The 16,627-nt window shown below is 67.9% G+C and carries 27 protein-coding genes; all 27 read right to left on the bottom strand.

What is annotated here, in order from left to right; genetic code table 11:
• Positions 1–125 precede the first annotated feature (125 nt).
• Complete coding sequence (locus ACF9IK_RS21650) at positions 126–1,784, bottom strand: ABC-F family ATP-binding cassette domain-containing protein (protein WP_395295794.1); 1,659 nt, start codon at positions 1,782–1,784, stop codon at positions 126–128.
• Positions 1,785–1,825: 41 nt separating this feature from the next.
• Positions 1,826–2,743 carry a tRNA pseudouridine(38-40) synthase TruA gene (gene truA, locus ACF9IK_RS21645; RefSeq protein WP_238951760.1) on the bottom strand — a complete coding sequence of 306 codons (918 nt, stop codon included), beginning with the start codon at positions 2,741–2,743 and terminating at the stop codon, positions 1,826–1,828.
• 81 nt (positions 2,744–2,824) lie between these two features.
• A complete protein-coding gene (gene rplQ, locus ACF9IK_RS21640; protein WP_238862980.1) occupies positions 2,825–3,319 on the bottom strand; it encodes a 50S ribosomal protein L17 in 495 nt (164 codons plus the stop codon).
• A gap of 127 nt (positions 3,320–3,446) precedes the next feature.
• Positions 3,447–4,469 (bottom strand): DNA-directed RNA polymerase subunit alpha, encoded by a 1,023-nt coding sequence (locus tag ACF9IK_RS21635; RefSeq protein ID WP_030055844.1) that lies wholly within the window; start codon positions 4,467–4,469, stop codon positions 3,447–3,449.
• 149 nt (positions 4,470–4,618) lie between these two features.
• Positions 4,619–5,026, bottom strand: coding sequence for a 30S ribosomal protein S11 (gene rpsK, locus ACF9IK_RS21630; protein ID WP_014136257.1), 408 nt, complete (start codon positions 5,024–5,026; stop codon positions 4,619–4,621).
• Positions 5,027–5,098: 72 nt separating this feature from the next.
• Positions 5,099–5,479: a 30S ribosomal protein S13 gene (rpsM, locus tag ACF9IK_RS21625; protein WP_238862981.1), complete on the bottom strand. Its 381-nt coding sequence runs from the start codon at positions 5,477–5,479 to the stop codon at positions 5,099–5,101.
• A gap of 176 nt (positions 5,480–5,655) precedes the next feature.
• Positions 5,656–5,769 carry a 50S ribosomal protein L36 gene (gene rpmJ / locus ACF9IK_RS21620; RefSeq protein WP_003956441.1) on the bottom strand — a complete coding sequence of 38 codons (114 nt, stop codon included), beginning with the start codon at positions 5,767–5,769 and terminating at the stop codon, positions 5,656–5,658.
• A gap of 54 nt (positions 5,770–5,823) precedes the next feature.
• Positions 5,824–6,045 carry a translation initiation factor IF-1 gene (infA, locus tag ACF9IK_RS21615; RefSeq protein ID WP_003956442.1) on the bottom strand — a complete coding sequence of 74 codons (222 nt, stop codon included), beginning with the start codon at positions 6,043–6,045 and terminating at the stop codon, positions 5,824–5,826.
• Between the two features lie 172 nt (positions 6,046–6,217).
• Entirely contained in the window at positions 6,218–6,643 is a 426-nt protein-coding gene (gene mscL / locus ACF9IK_RS21610; RefSeq protein WP_395295793.1) for a large conductance mechanosensitive channel protein MscL, read from the bottom strand.
• A gap of 159 nt (positions 6,644–6,802) precedes the next feature.
• A complete protein-coding gene (gene map / locus ACF9IK_RS21605) occupies positions 6,803–7,642 on the bottom strand; it encodes a type I methionyl aminopeptidase (protein ID WP_395295792.1) in 840 nt (279 codons plus the stop codon).
• A gap of 82 nt (positions 7,643–7,724) precedes the next feature.
• Entirely contained in the window at positions 7,725–8,378 is a 654-nt protein-coding gene (locus tag ACF9IK_RS21600) for an adenylate kinase (RefSeq protein WP_395295791.1), read from the bottom strand.
• On the bottom strand, positions 8,378–9,688 hold the full coding sequence (gene secY / locus ACF9IK_RS21595; RefSeq protein WP_395295790.1) for a preprotein translocase subunit SecY: 1,311 nt from the start codon (positions 9,686–9,688) through the stop codon (positions 8,378–8,380). Before secY ends, ACF9IK_RS21600 begins: the two co-directional genes overlap by 1 nt.
• Positions 9,689–10,024: 336 nt before the next feature.
• Positions 10,025–10,477, bottom strand: a complete 453-nt coding sequence (rplO, locus tag ACF9IK_RS21590; protein WP_380234346.1) for a 50S ribosomal protein L15 — start codon at positions 10,475–10,477, stop codon at positions 10,025–10,027.
• 2 nt (positions 10,478–10,479) lie between these two features.
• Entirely contained in the window at positions 10,480–10,662 is a 183-nt protein-coding gene (gene rpmD / locus ACF9IK_RS21585; protein ID WP_030055835.1) for a 50S ribosomal protein L30, read from the bottom strand.
• Positions 10,662–11,282: a 30S ribosomal protein S5 gene (rpsE, locus tag ACF9IK_RS21580; RefSeq protein WP_238862986.1), complete on the bottom strand. Its 621-nt coding sequence runs from the start codon at positions 11,280–11,282 to the stop codon at positions 10,662–10,664. Before rpsE ends, rpmD begins: the two co-directional genes overlap by 1 nt.
• Positions 11,283–11,330: 48 nt before the next feature.
• Positions 11,331–11,714 (bottom strand): 50S ribosomal protein L18, encoded by a 384-nt coding sequence (gene rplR / locus ACF9IK_RS21575; RefSeq protein WP_030232494.1) that lies wholly within the window; start codon positions 11,712–11,714, stop codon positions 11,331–11,333.
• 3 nt (positions 11,715–11,717) lie between these two features.
• Positions 11,718–12,257: a 50S ribosomal protein L6 gene (gene rplF, locus ACF9IK_RS21570; RefSeq protein ID WP_238862987.1), complete on the bottom strand. Its 540-nt coding sequence runs from the start codon at positions 12,255–12,257 to the stop codon at positions 11,718–11,720.
• A gap of 22 nt (positions 12,258–12,279) precedes the next feature.
• Positions 12,280–12,687 (bottom strand): 30S ribosomal protein S8, encoded by a 408-nt coding sequence (gene rpsH, locus ACF9IK_RS21565; protein ID WP_238862988.1) that lies wholly within the window; start codon positions 12,685–12,687, stop codon positions 12,280–12,282.
• Between the two features lie 259 nt (positions 12,688–12,946).
• The gene (locus ACF9IK_RS21560; RefSeq protein WP_030393303.1) at positions 12,947–13,132 is read right to left on the bottom strand and encodes a type Z 30S ribosomal protein S14; all 186 of its coding nucleotides are present in this window, start codon (positions 13,130–13,132) and stop codon (positions 12,947–12,949) included.
• 4 nt (positions 13,133–13,136) lie between these two features.
• Positions 13,137–13,706, bottom strand: a complete 570-nt coding sequence (rplE, locus tag ACF9IK_RS21555; RefSeq protein WP_209414071.1) for a 50S ribosomal protein L5 — start codon at positions 13,704–13,706, stop codon at positions 13,137–13,139.
• A complete protein-coding gene (rplX, locus tag ACF9IK_RS21550; RefSeq protein ID WP_148644962.1) occupies positions 13,706–14,017 on the bottom strand; it encodes a 50S ribosomal protein L24 in 312 nt (103 codons plus the stop codon). Before rplX ends, rplE begins: the two co-directional genes overlap by 1 nt.
• Before the next feature lie 15 nt (positions 14,018–14,032).
• A complete protein-coding gene (gene rplN / locus ACF9IK_RS21545; protein WP_030232481.1) occupies positions 14,033–14,404 on the bottom strand; it encodes a 50S ribosomal protein L14 in 372 nt (123 codons plus the stop codon).
• Between the two features lie 102 nt (positions 14,405–14,506).
• Positions 14,507–14,779 (bottom strand): 30S ribosomal protein S17, encoded by a 273-nt coding sequence (gene rpsQ / locus ACF9IK_RS21540; protein WP_110670527.1) that lies wholly within the window; start codon positions 14,777–14,779, stop codon positions 14,507–14,509.
• On the bottom strand, positions 14,779–15,003 hold the full coding sequence (rpmC, locus tag ACF9IK_RS21535; RefSeq protein ID WP_395295789.1) for a 50S ribosomal protein L29: 225 nt from the start codon (positions 15,001–15,003) through the stop codon (positions 14,779–14,781). The genes rpsQ and rpmC overlap by 1 nt, the downstream gene beginning before the upstream one ends.
• Entirely contained in the window at positions 15,003–15,422 is a 420-nt protein-coding gene (gene rplP / locus ACF9IK_RS21530) for a 50S ribosomal protein L16 (protein WP_030300385.1), read from the bottom strand. The genes rpmC and rplP overlap by 1 nt, the downstream gene beginning before the upstream one ends.
• Positions 15,423–15,427: 5 nt before the next feature.
• Complete coding sequence (rpsC, locus tag ACF9IK_RS21525) at positions 15,428–16,249, bottom strand: 30S ribosomal protein S3 (protein ID WP_209414069.1); 822 nt, start codon at positions 16,247–16,249, stop codon at positions 15,428–15,430.
• Positions 16,249–16,596, bottom strand: coding sequence for a 50S ribosomal protein L22 (rplV, locus tag ACF9IK_RS21520; protein WP_030232471.1), 348 nt, complete (start codon positions 16,594–16,596; stop codon positions 16,249–16,251). Before rplV ends, rpsC begins: the two co-directional genes overlap by 1 nt.
• Between the last annotated feature and the right edge of the window lie 31 nt (positions 16,597–16,627).

The raw sequence follows: 16,627 nt of genomic DNA, 5'->3' as shown, positions 1-16,627 counted from the left end.
ACGCACAACAAGCACCCAGATTACCGGGCGCGCCGGGGTGGGTCAAAATCCCCCGGCGCCGACCCGCCCGACCGCCACCGCAGGCAGGGCCAACGGCGGCGCCGGGAGCGGGAGTCCGGGCCCCGTCAGCGTTCGCGCTCGACCCGGGTGACGTCCCAGACCGGCTCGGGCGACTCGTAGACCCGGCCGTCCGCGCCGAAGACCAGGAAGCGGTCGAAGGTCTTGGCGAACCAGCGGTCGTGGGTGACGCAGAGCACCGTGCCCTCGAAGGCCTCCAGGCCGGCCTGCAGCGCCTCGGCGCTCTCCAGGTCCAGGTTGTCGGTCGGCTCGTCCAGCAAGAGGGCCGTCACACCGGAGAGTTCGAGCTTGAGGATCATCAACCGGGCCTGCTGCCCGCCGGACAGCGACTCGAACTTCTGCTCCTCCTGGCGGTCCAGCTCGTACCGGCGCAGCACGCCCATCGCGGCGCCGCGGCTGAGCGCGTGCTCCTCCTCGACGATCGAGCGGACCGTCCGGCCGAACAGCTCCGGGTGGGCGTGGGTCTGCCGGAAGTGGCCGGGCACCACCCGGGCGCCGAGCTTCCAGCTGCCGGTGTGCGAGACCGTCTCGTCACCGGCCAGCAGCCGGAGGAAGTGCGACTTGCCGGAGCCGTTGGAGCCCAGCACGGCCACCCGCTCGCCGTAGAAGACCTCCAGGTCGAAGGGCTTCATCAGGCCGGTGAGCTCCAGCTGCTCCATGGTGAAGGCGCGCACGCCGGTCCGGCCGCCCTTGAGCCGCATGGTGATGGTCTGCTCGCGCGGGGGCTCCTCCGGCCGGCCGGCCTCCTCGAACTTCTTCAGCCTGGTCTGGGCGGCCGCGTAGCGGGTGGCGAGCGCGTGGCTCACCGAGGCGGCCTGGCGCAGCGTGACGACCAGCTTCTTGAGCTTGGCGTGCTCCTCGTCCCAGCGCCGGCCGAGCTCCTCGAAGCGGGCGAAGCGGTCCTTGCGGGCGTCGTGGAAGGAGTCGAAGCCGCCGCCGTGCACCCAGACGGTGGAGCCGGCCGCGCCGGCCTCGACACTGATGATCTTCTCGGCGGTCCGGGAGAGCAGCTCGCGGTCGTGCGAGATGTACAGCACGGTCTTCGAGGTGGACCGGATCGCCTCCTCCAGCCAGCGCTTGCCCGGCACGTCGAGGTAGTTGTCAGGCTCGTCCAGCAGCAGCACCTCTTCGGGGCCGCGCAGCAGCGCCTCCAGCACCAGCCGCTTCTGCTCGCCGCCGGAGAGGGTGTTCAGCCCGCGCCACTGCGCCTTCTCGAAGGGCATCCCGAGGGCCGCCATGGTGCAGACGTCCCAGTCGGTCTCGTAGTCGTAGCCGCCGACGTCGGCCCAGTCGGAGAGAGCCTGGGCGTACGCCATCTGCGTCTTCTCGTCGTCCTGGGCGATCATCGCCAGCTCGGCGGCGTCCACCGCGCGCGCCGCGACGGCGATCCGCTCGGGGGCGACCGAGACCAGCAGGTCGCGGACGGAGGCGTCGGCGGGCAGCGCGCCCGGCGTCTCCTTCTGGTCCTCGCGGCCGGTGGTGCCGACGAACTGGCGCATCACGCCGAGCCCGCCGCTGATCGTCACCGAGCCGCCGTGCGGCTGGAGGTCGCCCGCGATCATGCGCAGCAGCGTGGTCTTGCCGGCACCGTTGGCGCCCACCAGGGCGACCGCGGCGCCCTCGCCGACCCGGAAGGACGCGTCGTCGAACAGCACCCGCCCGTCCGGCAGGTAGTACTCCAGGTGCGAAATCTCGACGTGTCCCATGCGGACGATTGTCCCCATCGTCCGCCCAGGACCAAAACGGATTACCCGGCGACCGGCGCCGGCTGCCCCGGCAGCGTTCGGATCCGGCGGGCGAGCCGACTGCGCTCGGCGAGCTGGTCGTCGGCCGGGTAGCCGACCTCCTCCAGCGTCAGCCCGTACGGCCGGATCACGTTGACCGCGGAGTTGCGCACCCCGCCGGCCAGCACCTCGCCGGGGAACTCCACCGGCCGGTGTCCGTCGCCGACCAGCAGCATCGCACCGACCAGGGCCCGGACCATGTTGTGGCAGAAGGCGTCGGCGCGCACGGTGGCGACCGCCAGCGAGCCCTCCTGCGCGGCGTAGGCGTCCACCGGGACGCGGTCCCAGTGGAGCTCCAACAGGGTGCGGATGGTCGTCGCGCCCTCGCGCTTCTTGCAGTACGCCGCGAAGTCGTGCTCGCCGACGAGCAGCTCGGCCGCGGCGTTCATCCGGTCGAGGTCCAGCGGCCGGTCGTGCCAGAGGACGTGACCGCGCAGCAGCGGGTCCACACCACCGGGGTGGTCCGCGACCCGGTAGGCGTAGCGGCGCCAGATCGCGGAGAACCGGGCGTCGAAGCCGGCCGGCGCCTCGCCGAGCCGGTAGATCCTGACGTCCCCGGGCAGCCGCCCGGCCAGCCGGCGCAGCAGCTTCTCCCGGTGGGCGGCCCAGAGCTCGGCCGGCAGGTCCACGTGCGCGACCTGGCCGCGGGCGTGCACCCCGGCGTCGGTGCGGCCGGCCACGGTGAGCGGGAAGAGCTCGGAGCTGCGGGTCACGATCTGCAGCGCGGTCTCGATCTCCTCCTGCACCGTCCGGCGGCCGCCGCGCTGGCGGGCCCAGCCGGAGAACTCGGCGCCGTGGTAGGCGAGGTCCAGCCGGACCCGGACGTACCCGTCGGCCGGGCCGTCCTTCACCGGCGGCTGCTCGGCGCAATCGTTGACCACTGCTCTCCACTCCCTGGACATGAGGAACGGGCCCGCTCCCCCACGGATGGGGAAGCGGGCCCGCGACGGCACCTAGCGGTGTCAGGCCTGCTCGGCGGCCTCGGCCTCGGCGGCCGCGGGGGCCTCCTCGACCTTGGTCTCCTCGGCCTTGGCGTCGGCCTCCTTGACGGCGCGCTTGGTGGCGGCCTCGGCCTCGCCGACGGCGGTCTGCGCGACGGTCAGCGCCTCGACCAGCTCGATCACGGCCATCGGGGCGTTGTCGCCACGACGGGGACCGATCTTGGTGATGCGGGTGTAGCCACCCGGGCGGTTCTCGTAGCGCGGCGCGATCTCGGTGAAGAGGGTGTGCAGCACCGAGATGTCGGTGATGGTCTTGCGCACCAGGCGACGGTTGTGGATGTCGCCCTTCTTCGCCTTGGTGATCAGCTTCTCCGCCAGCGGGCGCAGGCGGCGGGCCTTGGCCTCGGTGGTGGTGATGCGGCCGTACTGGAACAGCTCACGGGCCAGACCGGCGAGCAGCAGCGGCTCGTGGTGCGGGCCGCCGCCGAGGCGGGCACCCTTGGTGGGACGCGGCATGGAATTACTCCTCGATTCTCCGACTGCGGCCGTACCAGGTACCGCAGCGGGCGTACGGGCACTGTGCCCGCACGACTTTCACGACGGCGGGGGCGGTTCCGGGGAACCGCCCCCGCGGTCAAGTCTTTCAGTACTGCTCGGTCTCCGCGTAACCCGCGTCGTCCAGGTCGTCGGCGCCGAAGGCGTCGGCGGCGGCGGTCGGGTCGAACCCGGGCGGGCTGTCCTTGAGGGCCAGGCCCATGCCGGCCAGCTTCGCCTTGACCTCGTCGATCGACTTCGCACCAAAGTTGCGGATGTCGAGCAGGTCGGCCTCGGAGCGGGCGACGAGCTCACCCACGGTGTGGATGCCCTCGCGCTTGAGGCAGTTGTAGGACCGAACGGTGAGCTCCAGCTCCTCGATCGGCAGCGCCAGGTCGGCGGCCAGGGCGGCGTCCGTCGGGGACGGGCCCATGTCGATGCCCTCGGCGTCGATGTTCAGCTCGCGGGCGAGGCCGAACAGCTCCACCAGGGTCTTGCCGGCCGAGGCCATGGCGTCGCGCGGACGCATGGCGGGCTTGGTCTCGACGTCGACGATCAGCTTGTCGAAGTCGGTCCGCTGCTCGACACGGGTGGCCTCGACCTTGTAGGTGACCTTCAGCACGGGGCTGTAGATCGAGTCGACCGGGATGCGGCCGATCTCCTGGCCGGAGGCCTTGTTCTGCACGGCGGAGACGTAGCCGCGACCGCGCTCGACGGTCAGCTCCATCTCCAGCTTGCCCTTGCCGTTCAGCGTGGCGAGGACGAGCTCGGGGTTGTGCACCTCGACACCGGCCGGCGGCGCGATGTCGGCGGCGGTGACCACACCCGGGCCCTGCTTGCGCAGGTACATCACGACCGGCTCGTCGTGCTCCGAGGAGACGACCAGCTGCTTGATGTTGAGGATGAGGTCGGTCACGTCCTCCTTGACGCCCGGCACGGTGGTGAACTCGTGCAGGACGCCGTCGATGCGGATGCTGGTGACAGCGGCACCCGGGATCGAGGAGAGCAGCGTGCGGCGCAGGGAGTTGCCGAGGGTGTAGCCGAAGCCCGGCTCCAGCGGCTCGATCACGAACCGCGAGCGGAACTCGTCGACGACCTCTTCGGTCAGCGAGGGACGCTGAGCGATGAGCATGTTTCGATCCTCCAGTCTTCGACGCCCACTATTTGACGCCGAACGAATGGCCGTGAGGCGGTGGCCTCACGCCAAGCGTACGGGGTCCCGCACAGAACGGGACCCCGTACGAGGTTTAAAGCGTTACCCGCGTGCCCGAAGGCACCGCGTCAGACGCGGCGGCGCTTCGGCGGACGGCAGCCGTTGTGCGGGGTGGGGGTGACGTCCTGGATCGAGCCGACCTCCAGGCCGGTGGCCTGGAGCGAACGGATCGCGGTCTCGCGGCCGGAGCCCGGACCCTTCACGAAGACGTCAACCTTGCGCATGCCGTGCTCCTGCGCGCGACGGGCAGCGGCCTCGGCGGCCATCTGCGCGGCGAACGGGGTGGACTTGCGCGAGCCCTTGAAGCCGACGTGGCCGGCGGAGGCCCAGGAGATCACGTTGCCCGACGGGTCGGTGATCGAAACGATGGTGTTGTTGAACGTGCTCTTGATGTGCGCGTGGCCGTGAGCGACGTTCTTCTTTTCCTTGCGGCGGATCTTCTTCGCGCCGGCAGCCTGACGACCCTTGGGGGGCATAAGTCTGTTCTCCTACTGAGGTGGTCGGTCCGCTGACCCGCGGGCCGGAGGGATGTCCGGTTACGGGACGGACTACTTCTTGCCCGGCTTCTTCTTACCGGCGATCGCGCGACGCGGGCCCTTGCGGGTACGCGCGTTGGTGTGGGTGCGCTGGCCGCGGACCGGCAGGCCACGGCGGTGACGCAGACCCTCGTAGCAGCCGATCTCGACCTTGCGGCGGATGTCGGCGGCCACCTCGCGGCGGAGGTCACCCTCGACCGTGAAGTTGGCGTCGATGTACTGGCTCAGCTTGACGAGGTCTTCCTCGGAGATGTCGCGAACGCGGACATCCGGGTTGACGCCGGTCTCGGCCAGGGTCTGCTGGGCGCGGGTACGGCCGATGCCGTACACGTAGGTGAGGGCGATCTCGATCCGCTTCTCACGGGGGAGATCAACGCCGGCGAGGCGTGCCATTCAAGGCTCCTGTGGTTCTTCAGAGGTCTTGCGTGCTGCCTACTCCGACACCTCACGGTGAGGGAGCCCCGGCCTCTGACCGGGGGCGGCAGTCCGCCCTGCGAGAGGGGGATCGGGCAGCCCGCTTATGACGTTTTCGCGTCGCGCGAAGTACTACGAGAAATGCTGGGGAGAGATCAGCCCTGGCGCTGCTTGTGGCGCAGGTTGTCGCAGATCACCATGACCCGGCCGTGACGGCGGATCACCTTGCACTTGTCGCAGATCTTCTTGACGCTCGGCTTGACCTTCATGTCTCAGGTTCTCCGGGTCTAGATCTGGCGCCACCGCCGTCAGGCGGTGGTTCTTTACTTGTAGCGGTAGACGATCCGGCCGCGCGTGAGGTCGTAGGGGCTGAGCTCCACCACGACCCGGTCGTCCGGCAGGATGCGGATGTAGTGCATGCGCATCTTGCCACTGATGTGCGCGAGGACCTTGTGACCGTTCTGCAGCTCGACCTTGAACATCGCGTTCGGAAGAGACTCGATCACGGTGCCCTCGATCTCAATGGCGCCTTGCTTCTTAGCCATGAACTGCGAGATCCACCTTCCGGGACCGGCTACCGTATGCGGAACGCTCGTGCGAACCTGGGTCCACCCCACCCCCCGGAGGGGAAGAGGGCGTGCTGAAGCACGCTACGAGTGAGCCGACGGTCCATCCTACGCCAGTGGACGGGATGGACCAAAACCGGGGGCACCCGAATCAGTGCTTGGCCGCCACGGCCAGCGGCTGGACGTGGGCGGTGCAGGCCGAGCAGCGGCGGGCCGCCTCCGGGATCTCCGTCAGGCACTCCGGGCAGGGGCGCTTCGGGGTCTTCGGCTTCTTCGGCATGTACCGGGCGGTGGCCTTGGTGACCGGCAGCACGATGCAGAAGTACAGCACCGCGGCGGTCATCAAGAAGGCGATCAGCACGTTCAGGAACTGCCCGTACGGGAACGTGACGCCGGCCACGGTGGCCTTGTACGAGCTGAAGTCGCCGGCCGCGCCGACCACCACGCCGACCAGCGGGGTGAGGAAGGCGGAGACGAAGCCGGTCACCACCGCGGTGAAGGCGGCACCGATCACCACACCGACCGCCATGTCGACGACGTTGCCGCGCATCATGAAGTCGCGGAATCCCTTGAGCACTGCTCTCTCCTGCTCGCTCGAAGCCAGTCCAACGGCAACAGCCACTGCCAGCCGATAAAAGTAGGACAGAAGCCCTGGAGGTCCAAACCTCCAGGGCTTCGATCCGCTCTCAGCGGCGGTCCGCGGCGCCGGCGCCGCGGCCGACGCCCGGACCGACGGTCAGGCCAGCGGGTCCGGGGCCGCGGTGACGCCCAGCTTCGCGAGCTCGGCCCTGCCTCCGTCGAAGGCGGTCAGCACCAGCGGACCCTGCTCCGTGACCGCCACCGAGTGCTCCCAGTGCGAGGCCCAGGTGCCGTCGTTGGTCACGACGGTCCAGTCGTCCTCCAGCACCGTGGTGTGCGGGGTGCCGAGCGAGACCATCGGCTCGATCGCCAGCACGGTGCCGGGGACCAGCTTGGGGCCCTTGCCGCGGCCGCGCTCGACGTAGTTCAGCACGTGCGGCTCCATGTGCATCGCGGTGCCGATGCCGTGGCCGCCGTAGCCCTCGGTGATCCCCCACTTGCCCTTGGGCGGCAGCGGCTGGCGCCGGATGAAGCCCTCGATCGCCTTGGAGACGTCGACCAGGCGGTTGTTCTTCTTCATCTGGGCGATGCCGGCCCACATCGAGCCCTCGGTGACCCGGCTCAGCATCTCGACCTCGGGGCGGACCTCGCCGACCGCGACGGTGATCGCCGCGTCACCGTGCCAGCCGTCCAGGATGGCGCCGCAGTCGATCGAGATGACGTCGCCCTCCTGCAGCACCCGCTCGCCGGGGATGCCGTGGACGACCTCGTTGTTCACCGAGGCGCAGATCACGCCCGGGAACCAGAGGCCGCCGTGGTGGGCGCGGAAGTTCGAGGTGGCGCCGTGCTCGGTGATGACCTTGTCCGCGACGTCGTTGAGCTCCTGGGTGGTCACCCCCGGAGCGACCGCCTCGCGGCAGGCCTTCAGCGCCTCGGCGACGACCAGCCCGGCCGCTCGCATCTTCGCGATCTGCTCGGGGGTCTTGATCTCCACCATCTGGTCACGCCTTCCTTGGGTTCCCGCCCGGTCCTTGCCGGGCGGCCGTGCACTCGTTCCACCGTACGAACGTCGATCGGACTCAGCTGTCCTGCTTCAGCGCCTCGATCGCGCGCTGGGTGACCTCGTCCACCTTGCCGAGGGCCGGGATGACCTCCACCAGGCCCTGCTGACGGTAGTAGTCGATGATCGGCTCGGTCTCCGTGTGGTAGACCTCCAGGCGCGTGCGCACCTTCTCCTCGGTGTCGTCCGAGCGCTGGTACAGCTCGCCACCGCACTCGTCGCAGACACCCTCGACCTTCGACGGGTTGTAGTCGACGTGGAAGACGTGACCACCGTCGTTGCGGCAGAGCCGCCGGCCGGCGATGCGCTTGACGACCTCGTCCTCGGGGACCTCCAGGTCCAGCACGCCGTCGAGCTCGATGCCCTGCTCCACGAGGAACTCGTCCAGCGCCTTGGCCTGGCCGAGGTTGCGCGGGAAGCCGTCGAGCAGGAAGCCGTTGGCGGCGTCCGCCTGGAGCATGCGGTCCTTGGCCATCCCGATGGTGACCTCGTCCGGCACCAGCCGACCCGCGTCCATGTAGCTCTTGGCCTCAAGCCCCAGCGGGGTGCCCTGGCCGATGTTGGCGCGGAACAGGTCACCGGTGGAGATGTGGGGGATGGACAGGGTCTTGGCGAGCAGGTGCGCCTGAGTACCCTTCCCGGCCCCGGGAGGCCCGACGAGGACGATACGCATCAGCGGAGGAACCCTTCGTAATTGCGCTGCTGGAGCTGGCTCTCGATCTGCTTCACAGTTTCGAGTCCGACGCCGACGACGATGAGCACGCTGGTGCCGCCGAACGGGAAGTTGGTCTGCTGTCCGAAGGCGACCAGGGCGATCATCGGGATCAACGCGATCAGGCCCAGGTAGAGCGAACCCGGCCACGTGATTCGGGTGAGCACGTAGTTCAGGTACTCGGCCGTCGGCCGGCCGGCCCGGATACCCGGGATGAACCCACCATACTTCTTCATATTGTCGGCAACTTCTTCGGGGTTGAAGGAGATCGCGACGTAGAAGAAGGCGAAGAAGACGATCAGCAGGAAGTAGGTGGCCATGTAGATCGGGTGGTCACCCTTGACGAAGTTCGTCCGGATCCACACCGCCCAGCTGGCCTGGCTGTTGGTCAGCTGAACCACCAGCGCGGGGATGTACAGCAGCGACGAGGCGAAGATGACCGGGATGACACCGGCCTGGTTCACCTTGAGCGGGATGTAGGTCGAGGTGCCGCCGAACGCGCGGCGGCCGATCATCCGCTTCGCGTACTGGACCGGGATCCGGCGCTGGGCCTGCTCCACGAAGATGACCAGCATCACAACGATGATGCCGACCGCGACCACGGAGAGGAACTCGACCCAGCCGTCGCCGATGGTGCCGGACTGCTTGATCGCCCACATCGAGGACGGGAACTGCGCCGCGATCGAGGTGAAGATCAGCAGCGACATGCCGTTGCCGATGCCGCGGTCGGTGATCAGCTCGCCGAGCCACATGATCACGGTCGTGCCGGCGGTCATGGTGAGCACCATGACGGCGATCCGGAACACGCCGGTGTCCGGCACGATCTGGTTCGCGTACGGGCAGCCCGAGAACAGCGCACCGCTGGACGCCGTCGCCACGATGCCGGTGCCCTGGAGCACGGCGAGCGCGATGGTCAGGTAGCGGGTGTACTGGGTGATCTTGGCGGTCCCGGCCTGGCCCTCCTTCTTCAACGCCTCAAGTCGCGGGATCACGACGGTGAGGAGCTGGAGGATGATGCTGGCCGTGATGTACGGCATGATGCCGAGCGCGAAAATCGTCAGCTGGAGGAGCGCGCCACCGCTGAACAGGTTGACGAGCCCGAACAGGCCGCTGTTCTTGGTCTCCTTCACACAGGCGTTGACGGCCTGGAAATCCACCCCGGGTACCGGGATGTGCGATCCCAGCCGGAACAGCACCATGATGCCCAGCGTGAACAGCAGCTTCTTGCGCAGGTCGGGCGTCTGGAACGCCCGCGCGAACGCACTGAGCACGGTGCCTCCTGCGCCTCCCGCGCGTCGTCGGCGGGAGGGTCGGTCCTGAATGGGGAGTTTGCGGTTCGGGCCCCCGTACAGACGGCACAGGCGAGCCTACGCGCAGCCTACAAGGGAACTCCAGGGACTCTAACAGTGCGCGGCCACTCGAAAGAAGCGCGTACGGCCCCTCCCCCACTCACGGGGTACGGGATGCCCGGGTTTGCCACACAAAAGAACGAGGGCCCCGGCCGCCGGGGAACGCGGCCCGGCCGGCGCGCCGCCGCAGCCGGGGAAAGGCGCGAGCCCCGCACCACCCGGAACGGGCGGTGCGGGGCTCGCGGAAGGTCAGCGGGCTCAGACGAGCTCGGTGACGGTACCGCCGGCGGCGGTGATCTTCTCGGCGGCGGAGCCGGAGACGGCGTCGACCGTCACCTGCAGCGCAACCGAGATCTCGCCGGTGCCGAGCACCTTGACGAGGGAGTTCTTGCGAACCGCGCCCTTGGCGACCAGGTCCTCGACGGTGACCTCGCCACCCTGCGGGTAGAGCTCGGCCAGCTTGTCGAGGTTGACGACCTGGAACGTGATCTTGAACGGGTTCTTGAAACCCTTCAGCTTCGGCAGACGCATGTGGAGCGGCATCTGGCCACCCTCGAAGCGCTGCGGAACCTGGTAGCGGGCCTTGGTGCCCTTGGTACCACGACCGGCGGTCTTACCCTTGGAGCCCTCACCACGACCCACACGGATCTTCTCGGTCTTGGCACCCGGGGCGGGCCGCAGGTTGTGGATCTTGATCGGGTTGTCGCCCATGATCAGTCCACCTCCTCAACCGTCACCAGGTGACGGACCGTGTGGGCCATCCCGCGGATCTCGGGACGGTCCTCCTTCACCACGACGTCGTGCATGCGCTTGAGGCCAAGCGAACGCAGGGTGTCACGGTGGTTCTGCTTGCTGCCGATGTACGACTTGGTCTGCGTGATCTTCAGGCGAGCCATCAGGCGCTCACCCCAGCAGCACGCGCCCGCAGCAGAGCGGCGGGGGCCACGTCCTCCAGCGGCAGGCCACGACGGGCGGCGATCTCCTCGGGGCGCACGAGGCCCTTCAGAGCAGCCACGGTGGCGTGCACGATGTTGATCGCGTTGTCCGAGCCGAGCGACTTCGACAGGATGTCGTGGATGCCGGCGCACTCCAGGACGGCACGCACCGGGCCACCGGCGATAACACCGGTACCGGGGGCGGCCGGCTTCAGCAGCACGACGCCGGCGGCCTTCTCGCCCTGAACGGGGTGCGGGATGGTGCCCTGGATACGGGGGACCTTGAAGAAGTTCTTCTTGGCCTCCTCAACACCCTTGGCGATGGCGGCCGGAACCTCCTTCGCCTTCCCGTAACCAACACCCACGGTGCCCTCGCCATCGCCCACCACGACCAGCGCGGTGAAGGAGAAACGACGACCACCCTTGACAACCTTGGCGACACGGTTGATCGCGACGACGCGCTCGACGTAAGCGGTCTTCTCGACAACCTGGGCGCCGCCCCGGTCGTCACGCTTACGGTCGCGCCGCTCGCCACCGGTGCCGCCACCGGCGCCGCTACCGCGGCGCTGGGGTCCAGCCATTGGAATTACCTCTCTCGTTTACGTCCGTCGACAGAGCCGACGAGCGGCTTAGAAGTCGAGCCCGGCCTCACGGGCCGCGTCCGCCAGGGCGGCGATGCGGCCGGCGTACCGGTTGCCCGCGCGGTCGAAGACGACCGCCTCGATGCCGGCGGCCTTGGCGCGCTCGGCGACCAGGCTCCCGACCTTCTTGGCCAGCTCGGTCTTGTCGCCCTCGGCGCCCTTGATGGACACGTCGAGGGTGGACGCCGACGCCAGGGTGTGACCCTTGGCGTCGTCGATGACCTGGGCGACCATGTGACGGTTCGAGCGCGTCACGACGAGACGCGGACGCACCTCGGTGCCGACGACGCGCTTGCGAACGCGGATCGCGCGGCGCTTGCGAGCGGCGCTCTTGTAGGCGTTGCCCTTGCCGATCTTGACAGAGACGCTCATCGCTTACTTACCACTCTTTCCGACCTTGCGGCGGATGACCTCGCCCGCGTACTTGACACCCTTGGCCTTGTACGGGTCGGGCTTGCGCAGCTTGCGGATGTTCGCGGCGACCTCGCCGACCTTCTGCTTGTCGATGCCGTCCACGTGGAACTTGGTGGGCGACTCGACCACGAAGGAGATGCCCTCCGGGGCCTCGACCAGGATCGGGTGGCTGTAGCCGAGCTGGAACTCCATGGAGGAGCCCTTCGCAGCGACTCGGTAACCAACACCGCTGATCTCCAGCGACTTGCGGTAGCCCGCGGTCACGCCGGTGATCATGTTCGCCACCAGCGTGCGGGTCAGGCCGTGCAGGGCCTTCGACTGACGCTCGTCGTTGGGGCGGGTGACAGCCAGAGTGCCGTCCTCGCCCTTGCCGATCTCGATCGGCGCGGCGACAACGTGGGTGAGGGTGCCCTTGGGACCCTTCACCGAGACCGCCTGGCCATCGATGGTGACGTCCACGCCGGCGGGAACCGGGATGGGCAGCCGTCCAATGCGCGACATTGCTGTACCTCCGTTTCCCGAATTACCAGACGTAGGCGAGAACTTCTCCGCCTACGCCCTTCTTGGCAGCCTGCTTGTCCGTGAGGAGGCCGGAGGACGTGGAGATGATCGCCACGCCCAGGCCGCCGAGGACCTTCGGCAGGTTGGTGGACTTTGCGTAGACCCGCAGGCCCGGCTTGCTGATCCGCTTGATGCCAGCGATCGAGCGCTCACGGTTGGGGCCGAACTTGAGCTCGATGGTCAGCTTCTTGCCGACCTCGCCCTCAGCGGGCTCCTCAACCTTGTAGGAGGAGATGTACCCCTCCTGCTGCAGGATCTCGGCGACGTGCGCCTTGATCTTGCTGGCCGGCATCGCCACGGAGTCGTGGTACGCCGAGTTAGCGTTACGCAGACGCGTGAGCATGTCTGCGATGGGGTCGGTCATGGTCATGATGGCCTCAGGCCTCTCTCGCCGTGGTTTCTCCGCGCAAGGTCCCCCGTACTCCTGTGGAGTACGGGGCACAGACGCAGGGGACCTACGACGTAGTAAGACTGGGTGCGAGCCCTCCGAAGAGGATCACCTGCCGCCATGGGACGGCCGTGACAGGGGGCCCGACCCCACTACCTTACGGGATTCCGTACGGGAGCCCAAAAACGGGCGATGTGGGGTCGGGCACCTCTGCTTCGCTAGCTGACTAGAACCGCCTGGACTACCAGGAGCTCTTGGTCACGCCCGGCAGCTCGCCGCGGTGCGCCATCTCACGGAGGCAGACACGGCAGAGGCCGAACTTGCGGTACACCGAGTGCGGACGGCCGCAGCGCTGGCACCGGGTGTAGGCCCGGACGCCGAACTTCGGCTTCCGCTCGGCCTTCGCGATGAGGGACTTCTTCGCCATTGGCTCACGCCTCCTTGAACGGGAAGCCCAGGGCGCGCAGGAGCGCCCGGCCCTCGTCGTCGGTCTGAGCGGTGGTCACGACGGTGATGTCCATACCGCGCTGACGGTCGACCTTGTCCTGGTCGATCTCGTGGAACATAACCTGCTCGGTCAGACCGAAGGTGTAGTTGCCACGGCCGTCGAACTGCTTCGGGGAGAGGCCACGGAAGTCACGGATACGCGGCAGGGCCAGCGTCACCAGACGGTCCAGGAACTCCCACATGCGGTCACCACGGAGGGTGACGTGGGTGCCGATCGGCTGGCCCTCGCGCAGCTTGAACTGCGCGATGGACTTGCGAGCCTTGGTCACGGCCGGCTTCTGACCGGTGATCGCGGTCAGGTCGCGGATCGCGCCCTCGATCAGCTTGCTGTCACGGGCGGCCTCGCCGACACCCATGTTGACGACGACCTTGACCAGGCCGGGCGTCAGCATGACGTTCTCGTACGAGAACTGCTCCTGCAGCTGACCCTTGATCTCGGAGTTGTAACGCTCCTTGAGACGGGGGGTCACCTTCTCAACAGACGTCTCAGACATCAGATGTCCTCACCGGTTCGCTTGGCAACGCGGATCTTGTTGCCCTCGTCGTCGAAGCGGTAGCCAACGCGGGTGACGACCTTCTTGCCGTCCTTCTCCACGACCAGCTGGACGTTGGAGACGTGCACCGGGGCCTCGACGGTGACAATGCCACCCTGGGTGCCCGGGCCCGGCTTGGTGTGCTTCTTGACCCGGTTGACACCCTCGACCAGGACCTTGTTCTCGGCGGGGAGGGCCTGGATGACCTTGCCCTGCTTGCCGCGGTCCTTGCCGGTGATGACCTGGACCAGGTCACCCTTCTTGATCTTCATGCTGTTCGCCATGAGTCAGAGCACCTCCGGCGCAAGCGAGATGATCTTCATGAACTTCTTGTCGCGCAGCTCACGGCCGACCGGGCCGAAGATGCGGGTGCCGCGCGGGTCACCCTCGGTGTTCTTCAGAACGACCGCGGCGTTCTCGTCGAAACGGATGTACGAGCCATCCGGACGACGACGCTCCTTGACGGTGCGGACGACGACGCACTTGACGACGTCACCCTTCTTCACCGAACCACCGGGGATCGCGTCCTTGACGGTCGCGACGATGACGTCCCCGATACCGGCGTAGCGGCGACCGGAGCCACCGAGAACACGGATGCAAAGGATCTCCTTGGCACCAGTGTTGTCGGCGACGCGCAGTCGCGACTCCTGCTGGATCACAGCTTTCTCCTGATCGTCAACGAGAGTCGACGGGCCGGCCGCTGCTCACACCGGCGTCCACGGGGGACCCGGTGCACATACGGCCGTACCTCATCGGCTTCGTTACTTGGCCTTCTCGAGGATCTCGACGACGCGCCAGCGCTTCGTCGCGGACAGCGGGCGGGTCTCCGCGAGGAGGACCCGGTCACCGATGCCGCACGCGTTCTGCTCGTCGTGCGCCTTCAGCTTGTTCGTACGGCGGATGACCTTGCCGTACAGAGCGTGCTTGACGCGGTCCTCGACGGCGACGACGACGGTCTTGTCCATCTTGTCGCTGACGACGAGACCCTCACGGGTCTTGCGGAAACCGCGCGTCTCGTTGGTGTTCTCAGTCATCAGGCGCTCTCCACCGTCTCGATGCCCAGCTCGCGCTCGCGCATCAGGGTGTAGATCCGCGCGATGTCCTTACGGACGAGCTTCAGCCGTCCGTGGTTGTCGAGCTGCCCGGTCGCCGCCTGGAAGCGGAGGTTGAACAGCTCCTCCTTGGCCTCACGCAGCTTGGCAACGAGAGCCTCGTTGTCCAGCTGGCGGAGGTCAGCAGCCTTGGTAGCGGCCGACATCAGCTCTCACCGTCCTCGCGCCGGACGATCCGGCACTTCATCGGCAGCTTGTGAGCAGCGCGGGTGAGCGCCTCACGAGCAACCTTCTCGTTCGGGTACGACAGCTCGAACATGACCCGACCCGGGTGCACGTTCGCGATCCACCACTCCGGCGAACCCTTACCGGAACCCATGCGGGTCTCGGCCGGCTTCTTGGTCAGCGGGCGGTCCGGGTAGATGTTGATCCAGACCTTGCCGCCACGACGGATGTGACGGGTGATCGCGATACGAGCGGACTCGATCTGACGGTTCGTCACGTAGGCCGGGGTCACGGCCTGGATGCCGAACTGGCCGAACGCCAGCTCGGTGCCACCCTTCGAAGCGCCGCGGCGCTTCGGGTGGTGCTGCTTGCGGTGCTTGACCCGACGGGGGATCAGCATTGGGGTCAGGCCTCCGTTCCGGTGTTCTCAGCAGCCGGAGCCTCGGTCACCGGGGCCGCGGGGGCCTCGGCGGCGGGACGACGGCCGCGGCCACCGCGCTCGCCACCACGGCGCTCGCCACCGCGGGCGGGACGACCACCCTCGGGACGGGCCGGGCGGTTGCCCGAGCGGGCAGCGGCGTTCTCAGCGCGGACCTCGGCGATGTTCTTGACGTCGCCCTTGTAGATCCAGACCTTCACGCCGATGCGGCCGAAGGTCGTCTTGGCCTCGAAGAAGCCGTAGTCGACGTTCGCGCGCAGGGTGTGCAGCGGCACACGGCCCTCGCGGTAGAACTCCGAACGGCTCATCTCGGCGCCGCCGAGACGACCGGAGCACTGGACCTTGATGCCCTTGGCGCCGGACTTCATGGTGCCCTGCATCGACTTGCGCATGGCACGGCGGAAGGAGACGCGGGAGGACAGCTGCTCCGCGACGCCCTGAGCCACGAGCTGGGCGTCCAGCTCGGGGTTCTTGACCTCGAGGATGTTCAGCTGGACCTGCTTGCCGGTCAGCTTCTCGAGGTCGCCGCGGATGCGGTCGGCCTCGGTGCCACGGCGGCCGATGACGATGCCGGGGCGAGCGGTGTGGATGTCAACGCGGACGCGGTCGCGGGTGCGCTCGATCTCGACCTTGGAGATGCCGGCGCGCTCCATGCCCTTCGTCATCATGCGACGAATGGCGACGTCTTCCTTGACGTAGTCCTTGTACAGCTTGTCGGCGTACCAGCGGGACTTGAAGTCCGTGCTGATGCCGAGGCGGAACCCGTGCGGGTTAACCTTCTGGCCCATTACCGGGTCCCTTCCTTGCTGCTGACGACCACGGTGATGTGGCTGGTCCGCTTGCGGATCCGGTAGGCACGGCCCTGGGCGCGCGGACGGAACCGCTTCAGGGTCGGACCCTCGTCAACGTACGCCTCAGAGATGTAGAGGTCGTCCACGTTGGAGTGGTTGTAGTTGTGCGCGGCGTTGGCGATGGCGCTGTCGAGCACCTTGCCGACCGGCACGGTGGCGGCCTGCGGAGCGAAACGCAGGACGGCCTGGGCCTCCGTGGCGTTCAGGCCACGGATGAGGTCCACCACGCGGCGGGCCTTCATGGGCGTGACGCGGATGTACCGCGCCTGGGCCCTGGCTTCCATGGTTGTCCCCTTAATGGAGTAAGTCATTGAG

The organism is Kitasatospora hibisci, assembly GCF_043950205.1.
In the GTDB taxonomy this organism is placed as follows: Bacteria; Actinomycetota; Actinomycetes; order Streptomycetales; family Streptomycetaceae; genus Kitasatospora; species Kitasatospora hibisci.
This window is presented reverse-complemented; position numbering and strand designations above follow the sequence as displayed.

Excerpts from the sequence above, each read along its gene's own strand:
- rpsE (WP_238862986.1), bottom strand. The coding sequence starts at position 11,282 with ATGGCTGGACCCCAGCGCCGCGGTAGCGGCGCCGGTGGCGGCACCGGT.
- rpsK (WP_014136257.1), bottom strand. The coding sequence starts at position 5,026 with ATGCCCCCCAAGGGTCGTCAGGCTGCCGGCGCGAAGAAGATCCGCCGC.
- rpsQ (WP_110670527.1), bottom strand. The coding sequence starts at position 14,779 with ATGACTGAGAACACCAACGAGACGCGCGGTTTCCGCAAGACCCGTGAG.
- rplX (WP_148644962.1), bottom strand. The coding sequence starts at position 14,017 with ATGAAGATCAAGAAGGGTGACCTGGTCCAGGTCATCACCGGCAAGGAC.
- rplV (WP_030232471.1), bottom strand. The coding sequence starts at position 16,596 with ATGGAAGCCAGGGCCCAGGCGCGGTACATCCGCGTCACGCCCATGAAG.
- rpsC (WP_209414069.1), bottom strand. The coding sequence starts at position 16,249 with ATGGGCCAGAAGGTTAACCCGCACGGGTTCCGCCTCGGCATCAGCACG.
- ACF9IK_RS21560 (WP_030393303.1), bottom strand. The coding sequence starts at position 13,132 with ATGGCGAAGAAGTCCCTCATCGCGAAGGCCGAGCGGAAGCCGAAGTTC.
- map (WP_395295792.1), bottom strand. The coding sequence starts at position 7,642 with ATGGTGGAGATCAAGACCCCCGAGCAGATCGCGAAGATGCGAGCGGCC.
- ACF9IK_RS21635 (WP_030055844.1), bottom strand. The coding sequence starts at position 4,469 with ATGCTCATCGCTCAGCGTCCCTCGCTGACCGAAGAGGTCGTCGACGAG.
- rpmC (WP_395295789.1), bottom strand. The coding sequence starts at position 15,003 with ATGTCGGCCGCTACCAAGGCTGCTGACCTCCGCCAGCTGGACAACGAG.
- rplE (WP_209414071.1), bottom strand. The coding sequence starts at position 13,706 with ATGTCTGAGACGTCTGTTGAGAAGGTGACCCCCCGTCTCAAGGAGCGT.
- ACF9IK_RS21600 (WP_395295791.1), bottom strand. The coding sequence starts at position 8,378 with ATGCGTATCGTCCTCGTCGGGCCTCCCGGGGCCGGGAAGGGTACTCAG.
- rplF (WP_238862987.1), bottom strand. The coding sequence starts at position 12,257 with ATGTCGCGCATTGGACGGCTGCCCATCCCGGTTCCCGCCGGCGTGGAC.
- rplQ (WP_238862980.1), bottom strand. The coding sequence starts at position 3,319 with ATGCCGCGTCCCACCAAGGGTGCCCGCCTCGGCGGCGGCCCGCACCAC.
- rpmD (WP_030055835.1), bottom strand. The coding sequence starts at position 10,662 with ATGGCTCGCCTGAAGATCACGCAGACCAAGTCGTACATCGGCAGCAAG.
- ACF9IK_RS21650 (WP_395295794.1), bottom strand. The coding sequence starts at position 1,784 with ATGGGACACGTCGAGATTTCGCACCTGGAGTACTACCTGCCGGACGGG.
- rplR (WP_030232494.1), bottom strand. The coding sequence starts at position 11,714 with ATGAGCGTCTCTGTCAAGATCGGCAAGGGCAACGCCTACAAGAGCGCC.
- rplP (WP_030300385.1), bottom strand. The coding sequence starts at position 15,422 with ATGCTGATCCCCCGTCGGGTCAAGCACCGCAAGCAGCACCACCCGAAG.
- rpsM (WP_238862981.1), bottom strand. The coding sequence starts at position 5,479 with ATGGCACGCCTCGCCGGCGTTGATCTCCCCCGTGAGAAGCGGATCGAG.
- rpmJ (WP_003956441.1), bottom strand. The coding sequence starts at position 5,769 with ATGAAGGTCAAGCCGAGCGTCAAGAAGATCTGCGACAAGTGCAAGGTG.
- infA (WP_003956442.1), bottom strand. The coding sequence starts at position 6,045 with ATGGCTAAGAAGCAAGGCGCCATTGAGATCGAGGGCACCGTGATCGAG.
- rplO (WP_380234346.1), bottom strand. The coding sequence starts at position 10,477 with ATGGGCGACAACCCGATCAAGATCCACAACCTGCGGCCCGCCCCGGGT.
- rpsH (WP_238862988.1), bottom strand. The coding sequence starts at position 12,687 with ATGACCATGACCGACCCCATCGCAGACATGCTCACGCGTCTGCGTAAC.